Below are 12,815 nucleotides of genomic sequence, written 5' to 3'. Positions count from 1 at the left end.
TACCGGCAAGTCGGTCCAGGCAGCGGCCAACTAGGCGTAGCGCTGCCTGCCAGGATTGGCGGTGATGATGTCGGGCACATTGATCGGGCCGTAAGCCTTGAGGAAAAAATCAAATCGGCCATTCCCTGTGAGGTCGATGGCCAGCCTAGACAGGTTAGTCGTACGGTTGTAATCCAGAATCGCTTCACCTGGTTTGCCCGTCAGCCGCCTGACGAACCTCAGGGCATCAACCCCCGCGTTGCCCAGCAGGTTCGACAGATCGATTCTGTCCACACCCGTGACAAAATCCATAATCTGATCGGGATATTCCGGCGTGGAGTCGCTGGCATTGTCGTAAGCGAAGGTGTCAGCGCCCCCCGCACCTCGGAGTCGATCCGCACCCGCCCCACCTTTAAGCACGTTGTTTGCTTGGTTACCAATGATCGAGTCATGCCCGGAGCCGCCGATTGCATTCTCCAGCGTAACCCCCTTGGCAATGGAAACATTCCCCACCAGGCCGCCAACATCCGAAAAGGACTCCGCCCGCAAATTGATAGTCTGGTTTTGGTGATACTTGGAAAAGTCCAACGTATCGACACCACCACCGTCCCATACACAAAACAAGGCCGTATCGTGACGCGAGTTCAACTCCAGATAGTCTCGTCCCGCATTGGAGTTGAAGCCATAGGTGGTATCTGAATTGCGCGTCGTGTTATTGGCACCATAAACCCGCTGCGCAGCGGCGATATCATCCATCATCGGCGCCGACGGTAACTTTCCATTGAAGTGTTTACCCGCTTCAGGTGCATCGAAGTAGCTCATCACGCTGTAAGCCCGCGTATCCTGAGCATATAAGGCGTGATCGCGGTAATTGGGATTACCAAAATTATAGGTGCCTGGGTGTAACAGGCCCAGGTTGTGCCCAATTTCATGGGTCAGGGTCATTCGCCCATGATTGTGCAGGGCCGGGTTAGTATTGGTGCCGAATCGGGGATTGATCAGCACTTTACCTTCCTGGCCCGGATACTGGCCGAAGGCGACCTCGTAGTCCGTGCTGTTGGAAAACGCCAGAAGCCCCTCGGGGCGACGACTGCCTTCCTGGAATGAAACATTCGCGACATCCTCCCACGATTGCATCGAGCGCCGGGCCTGCTCTTTCTGGGTCGCATTGAACGCCGTGTGCCCTCTTGCGTGCTTGTTGAATGAATAGGAGATCTGCGTGATGCCGTCGCGATTGGCGTCAAACCAACGATGGCCGGTTCGAGTGATTTGACGCGCGGCCTGATCAACCGTGAAAGAGGGTTTATCAACGTTCGATTCAGAGGGGTCGTTGGGCCTTAGGGTCGCATCGGCCACCGCTGATTGCTGATCGCCAGCAAGCGGCGCATGAAAACTTTGCAGCGTATTGGAAAGTCGCATAAAGCCCACCGTTAATTTCAATGTTGCGCGGGGAGATAAACCGGGTTTCCTTCTGAGTTATCGAAAAAAGCGCAGGCGTTCCCAAACACTTCATACATCGCGTGTCTGCCTATTGCGTCTGCAAATACTTCATCGCCGTGTACTTCGTAGGTGCCCTCATCCAATTGACGCTGACCTGCACACCATGCTCTCCTACACACCTTGTTTCGGGTGCCCTTCACAGGGTGAAACGGGAAACCGGTGCGTCAAATCCAATGACAAGTCCGGTGCTGCCCCCGCAACGGTAAGCGAGCGAAGCGTCATGGCCACTGTGCTTTTGCATGGGAAGGCGATGCTTTCAGGAGGACTCTTTGATGAGCCGCCCCTCGCAAGCCCGGAGACCGGCCCGAAAAATTCAGATAACAAACCCGCGGTGGGCGGGCGCTGTTCGAACCCTGCGTGCCTGGCGCGTGGGGTTTTCATGCGCTCGTTTCACCCTGACACCTGAAAGGGACGCGCCATGTCGATCATCAGCAGCACTTCGCACACCGCCACTAGCACCGCCACCCTCAGCCAACGCCTGACCGCCGCCATCGGTGCATCGATCCTTGGCGCTTGCCTGGTGTATTTCGCCGGGTTCTCGCATATCGAGGCGGTGCACAACGCCGCCCACGATACCCGCCACAGCGCCGCGTTCCCGTGCCATTGAGAGCTGCCGACATGATCAAGCGTATTGCGCAAACCGCAGGGTTCACCGGACTTCTGGCTGCCTTGCTGCTGACCCTGCTGCAAAGCTTTTGGGTGGCACCGCTGATTCTGCAGGCGGAAAGCTTTGAAAAAACCCCGCCAACCGCCGAAGTGGTGCATGAGCACGCCGCTGGCGCCGCAGCTCACACCCACGACGCCCAAGCCTGGGAGCCTGAAGATGGCTGGCAGCGAGTGCTGTCCACCACCGGCGGCAACCTGGTAGTGGCGGTGGGATTCGCGCTTATGCTCGCCGGCCTCTACACGCTGCGCGCGCCAACCCGCACCGCCCAAGGCCTGCTCTGGGGCCTGGCCGGCTACGCGACCTTTGTACTGGCGCCCACCCTGGGCCTGCCCCCGGAGCTGCCTGGCACCGCGGCGGCTGACCTGACGTTACGCCAGACCTGGTGGATCGGCACCGCAGCGTCCACCGCCGCCGGCCTGGCGCTGATCGTGTTCGGTCGCAACTGGCTGTTGAAAGCGCTTGGGCTGGCGATTCTTGCCGTTCCCCACGTCATCGGCGCGCCGCAGCCGCAAGTGCACTCGATGTTGGCCCCCGAGGCGCTCGAAGCGCAGTTCAAGATCGCCTCGCAATTGACCAACGTGGCCTTCTGGCTGGCCCTGGGCCTGATCAGCGCCTGGTTGTTTCGCCGCAACCGCGACGACCACTACTCGGCATGATTCTGGTTGTCGGGCTTGGCTGCCAGCGCGGCTGTGAGGTTCACAGCCTGCTGGCATTGCTGGACAGCGCCCTGGCCGAGGCCGGCATTGAGCGCTCACGCGTGACCGCATTGGCAAGCATTGACCGTAAACGCGATGAGCCTGGGCTGCTGGCGCTGGCCCAGCGCTTGAACCTGCCCTTGCAGTGCTTGAGTGCCGAACAACTGGTGGGCTATGAGCATCGGCTGAGCCATCGCTCAGCGCTGGCCTTTGCCCACACTGGCTGTTACGGCGTAGCCGAAAGCGCCGCCCTGGCCCTGGCCGAGCACCTGTCCAATGGCCCCGCGCGCCTGCTGATCACCCGCCAGAAAAGCGCACAGGCCACCCTTGCATTGGCCTGCGCAGGTTAAAATCCCGATAATTGCCGCTTTCGATCATGAGCAATCTTCATGCTCGCCCGTTTTTCAACAGGACTTCTCCATGACCGTCTACTTTATCGGCGCCGGCCCCGGCGACCCGGAATTGATCACCGTCAAGGGCCAGCGGCTGATCCGCAGTTGCCCAGTGATCATCTACGCCGGCTCGCTGGTGCCCGCCGCCGTACTGGAAGGTCATCAGGCGCTCCAGGTGGTCAACAGCGCCGAACTGCACCTGGAGCAGATCATCGAGCTGATCAAGACGGCCCATGCCCAAGGCCAGGATGTCGCGCGGGTGCACTCCGGCGACCCAAGCCTGTATGGGGCGATTGGCGAACAAATCCGCCATTTGCGCGAGCGGGGCATCCCGTTCCAGATCATTCCAGGGGTCACGGCGGTCGCGGCGTGCGCGGCCTTGCTTGAAACCGAACTGACCCTTCCGGACATCGCCCAAAGCGTGATCCTGACCCGTTACGCCGATAAAACCAGCATGCCCCCCGGTGAAGACTTCGACAGCCTGGCGCGGCATGGCACCACCATGGCGATTCATCTGGGGGTCAATCACCTGGACAAGATCGTCGCCGAACTGCTGCCACACTACGGCGCGGATTGCCCGATTGCCGTAGTACACCGGGCCACCTGGCCGGATCAGGATTGGGTGGTCGGTACGCTGAGTGACATTGCCCAGAAAGTCGCGGCCAAGGGGTTTCGGCGTACGGCATTGATTGTGGTGGGCCGGGTGTTGGCCAGTGACAGTTTCAGTGAGTCGTCGCTGTACCGCGCAGGGCATGCGCACCTCTACCGCCCCTGAAGAAATGCAAACACCTATGTGGACCTGGCTTGCCTCAAGGCTTTTTGTAGAAGCGGGCTTGCTCGCGAAAAACTAACAGGCGCCGCGTTCATTCAGCAAGCACGCGTCATCGTTGATGTTTTTCGCGAGCAAGCTCGCTCCTACAGAAAAGGCATAAAAAAACGGCGCTCACGGGGCGCCGTTTTTTATGTTCGCAGTGAACACCTTACTCAATAGTAGGCGTTTTCTTTCTGCGTGTGGTCAGTCACATCTCGTACGCCCTTGAGCTCAGGAATACGTTCCAGCAGCGTGCGCTCGATGCCCTCACGCAAGGTCACGTCCGCCTGGCCACAGCCCTGGCAGCCGCCGCCGAACTTCAACACGGCGATACCGTCATCCACCACGTCGATCAGGCTCACCTGGCCGCCATGGCTGGCCAGCCCAGGGTTGATCTCGGTTTGCAGGTAGTAGTTGATGCGCTCATTCACCGGGCTGTCGGCATTGACGTTCGGCACCTTGGCGTTGGGGGCCTTGATGGTCAACTGACCGCCCATGCGGTCGGTTGCATAATCGACCACGGCGTCGTCCAGGAAGGCTTCACTGAAGGCGTCAATGTAGGCGGTGAAGCTTTTGAGCCCCAGGGCGGTGTCTTCAGGTTTCTCTTCGCCAGGCTTGCAGTAGGCAATGCACGTCTCGGCGTACTGGGTGCCGGGCTGGGTGATAAAGACGCGGATACCGATACCCGGGGTGTTCTGCTTGGACAGCAGGTCAGCCAGGTAATCGTGGGCGGCGTCGGTAATGGTTATGGCAGTCATGGAAACTCCTCACAGGCTTGCCCGCAGTTTACGCCAAATTATTACGCAGGTACAAAGTCCGAGTATTTTTGTCAGGAAAGACCTGATCCTGCTGACCGAAGGCCCCCGCTGCACCGGCCCATTTGTGCAAAAACCTGTGCCTACCTATATAGCCCCCGCCGCAAAACCCGGCTCAATAGAGTGAATCCTCTTCCACTATGGATTGTGAGGATCGAATGAATAATGCGCTGCAGCGTTTCTATTTCAAAGGCTTGCCTGAACAGCAAGCGCATCTGGATCATCTGATTGACTTTGTAACGGAACAAAGCTCACTGGCAGTATCCTCCACCGAGCTTTATTACTTTCCCCCGTTGAACTCCGAGCTGAATCGCGAGTGCAAAGAAGCCGTTCGGGTCCTTGCAAAACTGGAGGCCGATGAAGACTTCCAGCAGTTCCTACGGGAAAAACCTGAACGGGATGACTCCATTCTGGGCCGGGACTTTCTTTATGACCTGCTCTCAACCCTGCTCAGCAGCGCCCGCTCGCCGATACCCGACCCTCCCGAAACGTTCAGCATTGCCGACCATTCGGTGATCCTGCGCCATATACCCACCTATTGGTACATCGACGCCGACGTGTTGCTGGATATCAACCGGCGTGTGGGAAACGGCGTCAAAAGCGACGGTTCGGTACGGTTTGACCTGGTGCTCAAGTACTACTCGATCCTCCCGGCGCAACCCAAGCCCCCCGAACAATGGAAAGCGGTTCTCCAGGGTTTGCAGGAACACCACACCCTGAGAAAACTGGGCCACGATGGGCAGCCCAGCGATTTGCAGCATGTGCTGGATGCCCCTGCCGACCAGAAGATCAAGGAGGTTATCCGCGAGATCGAAACACACACCCGACAATCGCTGTTCCGCCAGGTATTGCCCGAAACGTTCACCGCCTCACAGCAGGCCATGCTCACCACCACGCCAACCGTCCTGCTTGAACAGCTTCTCAATAGCCCCGACAACCTGGCGCTGGGCGAACGAATCGCCAAGGCACTGGACTGGTATGGCAGCCAGAAGGACGAAATCTGCCCCCAACCGGTGCGGGTGAAATTGCTGTGGCGAGCGCTGTGGCTCACGATCATGCCCAACACCGAGTCGCCGATGGATAACGAATTGAAGTTATTTATCGAGCCTGGGGCGTCTTACTCGTCGATCCGCCACTCCTTGATCAGCCGTTATGAACACAGCTTGTCGATCAGCCCTGCCGCGGCGCAATTGGCGGTGTGCGTCGTCAAGGCCAATGTGGCCAGCGAAGTGTGGGTGGCTGATATCCCCGATGACCTGCCGTACGCCGCCAGCAGTACCTGGGTCAATTTCAGAAGCGGTTTCCTGCTGGCCGAAGCGCTTGCACCCGGCTCATCGCGCCAGATGAGCTTCGAGCAGTTGCTCAACCTGGCGGCGGAACATTTTCGCGCCAGTGGCGATAACGTTGAACAGCAGGCCTTGGTCGCCGCCGCGAGGCTCGGCCCCACGGTCCAATGGGCGCAGGCCAATGGCTTGATCGCCAGCCGAACGTCAGGCCCTACCCGCGATGAGCTGACTCAAGCTGTCACCGCACTGGAGCAGCATGAATACGAAATGTTCAACGCGATTCAGGGCCTTGCGCTCGACCTGCCCGGGCGCTGGCGCTATGCGTCGGACTCGGAATACGACAAGACCTTCCGCGAGGCCCTCGAACAGCCGAAAAACGCCTATAAAACCCTGATCAAGTCATTGCTTGCGCACCTTGGCAGTGCGACCCTGGATGTGAATCAGGACGAGATCACCGTGTACTCCTTGAGAGAAGCGCTGGACAAGGTGCCTATCGAGTATGAAACCCAGCGCAAGACCGATGCCGTGCGTTACCGGGCAGGTTTCATCCTGCGCATCGTCAAGCCCCGCTCGCCCTTTCATGCCACCTACATCGAAGTGTTCCCCTTCGCCGGCGTGATCCGTCACCGTAAAGACATCAAGACTCTGCCACTGAACGGCAAAGTGGTAGAGCTACGAGACGCAATGAGCTGGTGTAAATACAGATTGGCCACCGAAGTGCCCTTTGACCGGCAAGCCTACCGCGAGAACAAAGCGCCCACGCCAGGCAAAAAGGCTGAGTTGATCGTTGAGCAAGTCGGCGAGACCTTGCCTGGTATCAAAACCGCCTTGGCGCGCGCGTCATCGTTGCAGCCCAACACACTGTATGCGCCACGCAGTGAAAGGCTGGCGAGCATGATCGCCCGCGAGCTGTTTTTCTGTGACGAAGCAGCCCTGCTGGAAAAAACCCGTAAAGCCACGCGGGAGGTGGACATCGGCGCTGAAGTGCTCGAAGACCTCGCCTTCTGGGGCAAGATTTTTCTGCCGTTCTGGGGCGGTATCGACGACATCGGCTCCGGCGACCCCCAGCGCATCAAGTCCGGCGTCGCCAGCCTGTTCATCGACATCGTGCTTTTCGCCTTGCCGGTCGGCCGATATGTGTCCGGCTCTGCCCGCCTGGCTATTCAGGCCGGTAAAACCGGGCTGCGCCTGGCGCTGCCAAAACTGGCGAAGCTCACGGGAAAGCTGGTGATTGCCACCCTGCAGGAACTCAACCCCTTGGCCGCCCTGCCCAGCCTGCTCAGACTGGCACGTTTCGGCCTGCTCAAGCTGGGCCGCGGCTTGATGCGCCAGGCACAACGCGGTATTGCCCAACTACGGGATGGGACCATCGCCGCCCGGCACATGCGCTCGGTCGACCCTGGCACCTGGAAGCCACTGCAGACGGGGGACAAACTGTTTACCGTCGACGGCTTCGCCAACATCCCGATGCGCAACGTCGGCAGCCTCGACGCCCCCGACTATCGCTTGATAGATACGGCCTCCAATAAAGCCTTCGGGCCGCGCTAGCGAGAGCCGATCACGGTGATCAGCAATAGCAGCCCGCTGATCCGTCGATACGCGGTCGACCCCGAGTTGATCCGTGGCCTTAAGCCCGACGCACGCGGGATCTTCTCCCGAGTGGACTACAACCAGAAATATATCTGCAATATTGATGATAAAGGCAAGATCGCGGTGTACCAGATCCGCGACAACTCCTATGGCTTTATCCAGGAAGCCGCCGCTGGCGCCGACAACAGCTTTTCCATTGTCCTGGTCAATCCCAAAACCAACCGGGACTTGTCGATCACGCTGTCCTCGGTAGAGCCCGGACATTGGTACTCAGGCCAGATCAAACTGACAGGCGGCGCGCCGGATGCACCCAGCATGGTAACGCCATCGGTGCTGTTGAAATGGACCGAGGCCAGCGAAGACGCCCTGAAAAAAACCATGGACACCTTCGTCAATACTTACAACCTGGACCCCAACGCCTTTCGGCAGTTTGTCAGCACCCGCAACACCCTGACGCGCAGAGGGCAACAGATGCTCGACCGTGCGGGAACCGCCCGTACCAGCGTCACCTACGATCATCTGGAGCGCTGGAGCAAGGCATCCCAACGCGAGCGCAACAGTCTCACCCTCGAAGGATTTGCCGCCGATCATAATCTGGACCCGGTGGCCTTCGCCGAGTACGTAAACCTGGATGGCAGCTACCGAGCGCCAGGCAAAGTGCTCGCCAAATATGCGCGCGGCGAGGAATTCGACGACCTCAAACCCGAGCACCTGGATGCGTGGAACAAGCACTACAACGCCGCCAACTCAAAGGTATCCATGCGCGCGTTTGTCGAACAGAACAACCTCAACCCCGTCATCTGGAGCAGCTACGTCAACGACAATGGCAGCATGACCCGTGCCGGCAAAGACAGGTGGCTATTCGGACAAAGAAGCCCCCAGGACCAGCCGGTAGCCAGGAAACGCCCCGCGCCGCCCACGCCCGGCAGCTCAAAACGCCCACGCCTGGAAGAGGACGCGGTACCCACCCGGCGCCGCTCCAGCTCGATCACGGCGTCCTTTGATCATAAAATCAACAATAACGCACCGATCCTGCAGGACCCGACAGACATCAGGCGCAGTTTGACCCTTGAGCTTGAAGGCCCGCTGCACAGCATCGAGATTACCGACGCCAACCGTTTTTTTGACGAGTTCACCGGCCTGCAACATGTTGAAGTCAAGGAAGCCGCGACCAAAAGTATTCGTGAATGGATTTCCAAGGAGGGCAGCCATCATCGTCGGCTTGATCGCCTGGTGGAGGTCAGGAAACTGGCGGATGGCCCGGAGCGCGGCCTGTCGGTGGTGGCCAGAACCGATATTAAGCGTTTCGACGTGCTTGGGCCGTACACGGGCAAACTGCATCTGGATCAAGCCTCGATCAATACCGAGATCCTGGAAAAAGGCGAGGCGGCTGTCGGTACGTATCTATTCCAGACCCACACTCAAGGCGCGACCATCAGCGGCCACGGCAACAGCAATACGCTGAGCCTGATCAATGCGGTCAAGGTGCCGAACCTGCCCGACGTGGGCATCGAAAATGTCGGCGCCCTGTATGTAGGCAACTACATGGTGTTTTTAATCGCTTGGCGAGATATCCCTGCCGGGACCGAGTTGCTGATGGACTACGGCAAGGCCTACTGGAAGTACATAAGGCCTTGAACCCCACCCCAGGCGGCAGTCCTAGTGCCTTTGCCTGGAAAAGGGCATCGACTCATCTAGGCCGAACCAATGCTTGATCCGGCGATGCGTGCCCTTCTCCAACACGTGGTAGCTGAAAAATGCACCGAGCGCGATGACGACGATGCAGACAGGCACCATGGTGTAGGGGCCTACCCCACGATGCTCGATGGCCCAGCGTCCAGCGCACAACACCAGTACATGAAGCAGGTATACCGAGTAGGAGCAGTCCCCCAGCATTTTTATAAAGCGCGAGCCGTGGAAGTACGGCTCCAGCGCCACACAACTGATCACCAGCACGGCGCTGGGCACGCCCCACTCCAATGCGCGGGGGACATCCGCGCCCTGATAAATCGCCGCCAGCGCCGCCACGATACCCAGCAACGCCAGCCACGGCCTGGCCCGACACAGGCCACGGCGGTACAGCATGCCGATCACCACGCCCATGAGGAACTCCAGCACAATGTCATTGCGGTAAAACCCGTCGGCCAAGTCAAAGAAGGGGCCAATGACATAACACACCAGGTACAACAACACGGCCACTACCCATAGCCGATAGGCTTCACGCACCAGCAGCGCAACAGCAAACAGACAGTAGAACAGCATCTCGAAATTCAGCGTCCAGCCGACATCCAGCAGTGGATAGACGCCATAGCCCGCCGGGTTCTGCGCGGGGATAAAGAGCATCGACAAAAGTACATGGCTCAGTTCGAGCTGAACGTCTGGAAACATCGAGGGCATGGCCATCACCAGCAAGGCCAACAGCAACGTATAGAACCAATAAGCCGGAGCAATCCTGGCCAGGCGCATGAGCATAAAGCGCCAAGGTGTCAGCGCTTTATCGGCACTTGCGAGGAAAATCACCAAGCCGCTGATGACGAAGAACACATCCACGCCAGCGCCGCCTTTTTCCACTAACAGGTCCTCCAGCGCGTTGTGGGCCTCAAAGTTGAAAAACAGCTGCATGACGTGGTGCCCCACCACCAGCCATGCCGCCAACGCGCGCAGCAACTGCACTGAAATCAACATCGGCATCCCCTTTCCAGTCCGTAGGTAGATATCCGACTGCTTCAGCCCCCGCGTGGAGAAATGACCGGATCAATAGCTGTAGTTATAGGTTCTCATAGCGGTTCATGTCCAATACGCCCTCTTCCACCGGCGTGGTTTCGTGGATGTATTGCGACAAGTCGTGGAAGTACTGCCAGAACAGCGGGTGACTGCGGCGCACACCCCAGCGGTCGACGATTTTCTCGAAGCTCTTGGCGTCCTTGGCCTGCTCCATCTGCGCGACAAACTCAGGCACTTGCCGGGCGGGAATATTGAACATGAAGTTCGGGTAGCTGCTGAGCACGCCTGGGTAGATCGTCACCGTGTCCAGCCCCGGCTGATAGCGATACGCCTCTCCCAGCAGGAACGCCACGTTACTGTGGGCACGGTTGCGCAGCAGGCTGTAGACCTCGCGCTTGCCGCTGGCGGTTTCGATGCGCAGCATGGTGGCTTCGGGCAATTGCTCGATCACCTTGAGCCCCGCCGCCGGCCGCGAGGTCAGGCGGCTCAGGGCTTGCTCGGCATCCTGCAAGGCCGGGTCAATGCCGTCGCGGGAGCAGAACGCGCCGCTGCAGCGGTTGATCGGGTCGGGGCTGGCGTTCAAATGGCCGTAGCGGGTCAGCAACTGGTCGGCGAAGTCACGCTTGGGGTCCTTCTCGCTCAGGTGCAACCCACTGGCCTTGTCATCGTCAATCGCCTCGTAGTCCAGCCACAACTTGAGCTTGCCGCTGTTCTGGTACCAGTCGTCCATGAAGTCTTCGCGGGTATCCGCTGGCATCAAGCGCAGGAAGTTCTGCTCGGCGCCGTTGCGGATCAGGTCGAAATACAGCCGGGTCTGGGCCTGGTGCGAGACGTTGCCAAACACATCGAAATTCACCGCCAACTGGTAATAGGTGCGTTCCAGCAGTGGGTAGTCGAACAGCCACATCGTCTGCGGGACTTCGCCAATCAGGCCCTTGGTCACCGAGGCGCTGTCGAAATGGCGGAAAATGCTCAACAAGGCGTTGTCATTGCCCGCCCACAACGTCGACCAGCTCGGCGCCGGCAGGTCTGCATAGTTGTCACGGCGCAAGGCTTCGTACTGGTTGCGCTTGTCGCGATAGGCCAGCCACAGGCTGAGCACGCTGCCCACATCGTCATTCTGCCCGGGCATGGCCAGCAACGGCGTGGCCTGGCCGCGATAACGTGCATCGGTGATGTACAGATCGTGGTCGGGGTCCTGGAACAGCGTCCAGAAGTTATCGCGGATCACGTCCGTGGCGATCTGCCCACGGCACACCGGCCCGCGAATGAAAGTACGCACGAAGTATTCGGCGTTATCGAGCATGAACTGGTAGCGCGCTTTGGCCGGGATCGCTTCGAATGTCGCGAACGGGTTGGCACGGCTGCCAGGGCCGTAGCCTGGCAAGGCCGTGACCTGCCAATCGCCGGCGTAGAACAGCGCCTTGATCCGCGCCATCTTCGCCGCGCTGAAGGGGTAAGTGATGTGGGTTTTATGCACGATCACACCCTGCACCGGCCACAGGCGGTAGTACACCTGGGTGCCTGGGTCGTCGTTGGGGCGACGGGTGGCGATCAGGTCAATCGGCTGGCCACTGGGCGTACGCGAACGCACCCACTGAAAGTAATGCCCCGGCTCGCCATTCTCGAAATAGATATGCGCCAGAAACAAATGTTCGAACAGCCAGCGGGCCACCAGGCTTTCCCGGGCGCCGGGCTGGTTGAACAGGTTTTCCCACTGCTGCACTTGCAGGGCTTCCTTGGCGCTGGGTGCCAAGCCTTGCTCATCAATTGGCGCACCGGAGGCCAGCCAGCGTTGCAACGTCTGGTATTGCTGGTCGGTCAGGCCGGTAACCGCCAGCGGCATGCCTTCCTTGGGGTGAGCGCCGGCATAGGCATTGAACTCGCCGGGCGTCGCGCACATGTTTTCGCGGTTGAGCCCCAGCACAATGTTGTCGGGCAGCTTGGCATTGGGCGCCAGCGGCGCGTTGTGCCCCAGCTCCAGCATGCGCGCCATCAGCGCAGCCTGGCTGCCCTGGGCGTCCAGCACCGAATAGAAGCCCTTCTGCTGCCACGCCTGTTTACCGAATGCGTCATAAAACAAGCGGGTGGTGGGCGTGGCCTGGCTGCGCTCGCCGTCATACACCGGCATTTTGCTTGCACCCCGCGCTGCGCCTTCGGCACTGCCCAGGTTGAGCTGGCAGGCGGAGTCATAGCAGGCATGGCAGGCCACGCATTTTTCAGTAAAGATGGGTTGGATGTCGCGGGTGTAGGAAATCGCCGAAGCGGGACCTGCCGCCTGAGCGCTGCTGGCTATCAAGGCCAGGGCGGCGCTGACGATTAAACGAAGTGACATGTATCCGGTCCCGATTCAAGG

Annotated in this window: 10 protein-coding genes and 1 riboswitch; of the genes, 6 read left to right on the top strand and 4 right to left on the bottom strand. The window is 59.5% G+C overall.

The genetic code is table 11. The features are described from left to right. Positions 1-30 precede the first annotated feature (30 nt). Positions 31-1,398, bottom strand: a complete 1,368-nt coding sequence (locus E1K68_RS12690; protein WP_003190737.1) for a M10 family metallopeptidase C-terminal domain-containing protein — start codon at positions 1,396-1,398, stop codon at positions 31-33. A gap of 191 nt (positions 1,399-1,589) precedes the next feature. Further along, positions 1,590-1,802: riboswitch (cobalamin riboswitch) on the top strand. 95 nt (positions 1,803-1,897) lie between these two features. Here E1K68_RS12690 and E1K68_RS12685 point away from each other — a divergent pair. The 4 genes from E1K68_RS12685 to cobM all read left to right on the top strand — a co-directional run bounded on the left by E1K68_RS12685 (position 1,898) and on the right by cobM (position 4,008). Then, complete coding sequence (locus E1K68_RS12685) at positions 1,898-2,086, top strand: CbtB-domain containing protein (RefSeq protein WP_003190735.1); 189 nt, start codon at positions 1,898-1,900, stop codon at positions 2,084-2,086. A gap of 11 nt (positions 2,087-2,097) precedes the next feature. Then, a complete protein-coding gene (locus E1K68_RS12680; RefSeq protein ID WP_034135405.1) occupies positions 2,098-2,802 on the top strand; it encodes a CbtA family protein in 705 nt (234 codons plus the stop codon). Beyond that, positions 2,799-3,191, top strand: coding sequence for a cobalamin biosynthesis protein (locus E1K68_RS12675; protein ID WP_003190731.1), 393 nt, complete (start codon positions 2,799-2,801; stop codon positions 3,189-3,191). The genes E1K68_RS12680 and E1K68_RS12675 overlap by 4 nt, the downstream gene beginning before the upstream one ends. Positions 3,192-3,261: 70 nt before the next feature. Continuing rightward, the gene (gene cobM / locus E1K68_RS12670) at positions 3,262-4,008 is read left to right on the top strand and encodes a precorrin-4 C(11)-methyltransferase (RefSeq protein ID WP_212614171.1); all 747 of its coding nucleotides are present in this window, start codon (positions 3,262-3,264) and stop codon (positions 4,006-4,008) included. Positions 4,009-4,217: 209 nt separating this feature from the next. Here cobM and nfuA read toward each other — a convergent pair whose 3' ends face one another. Beyond that, a complete protein-coding gene (nfuA, locus tag E1K68_RS12665) occupies positions 4,218-4,802 on the bottom strand; it encodes a Fe-S biogenesis protein NfuA (RefSeq protein WP_003190728.1) in 585 nt (194 codons plus the stop codon). 215 nt (positions 4,803-5,017) lie between these two features. On the opposite strand from nfuA, the gene E1K68_RS27800 reads away from it, so the two are divergent. Both E1K68_RS27800 and E1K68_RS27795 read left to right on the top strand, forming a co-directional pair. Beyond that, positions 5,018-7,693: a hypothetical protein gene (locus E1K68_RS27800; RefSeq protein WP_244858801.1), complete on the top strand. Its 2,676-nt coding sequence runs from the start codon at positions 5,018-5,020 to the stop codon at positions 7,691-7,693. A gap of 15 nt (positions 7,694-7,708) precedes the next feature. Then, complete coding sequence (locus tag E1K68_RS27795) at positions 7,709-9,373, top strand: SET domain-containing protein-lysine N-methyltransferase (RefSeq protein ID WP_244858800.1); 1,665 nt, start codon at positions 7,709-7,711, stop codon at positions 9,371-9,373. 21 nt (positions 9,374-9,394) lie between these two features. Here E1K68_RS27795 and E1K68_RS12655 read toward each other — a convergent pair whose 3' ends face one another. Together E1K68_RS12655 and E1K68_RS12650 are read right to left on the bottom strand one after the other, a co-directional pair. Continuing rightward, positions 9,395-10,420, bottom strand: coding sequence for an acyltransferase (locus tag E1K68_RS12655; RefSeq protein ID WP_034135525.1), 1,026 nt, complete (start codon positions 10,418-10,420; stop codon positions 9,395-9,397). An 82-nt stretch (positions 10,421-10,502) separates the two neighbouring features. Beyond that, the gene (locus tag E1K68_RS12650) at positions 10,503-12,794 is read right to left on the bottom strand and encodes a fatty acid cis/trans isomerase (protein ID WP_137204769.1); all 2,292 of its coding nucleotides are present in this window, start codon (positions 12,792-12,794) and stop codon (positions 10,503-10,505) included. Between the last annotated feature and the right edge of the window lie 21 nt (positions 12,795-12,815).

This window comes from Pseudomonas sp. B2021 (genome assembly GCF_018135665.1).
Taxonomy (GTDB): Bacteria; Pseudomonadota; Gammaproteobacteria; order Pseudomonadales; family Pseudomonadaceae; genus Aquipseudomonas; species Aquipseudomonas lactis.
The sequence above is the reverse complement of the archived record's forward strand: the minus strand, read 5'-3'. Positions and strand labels throughout refer to the sequence as shown.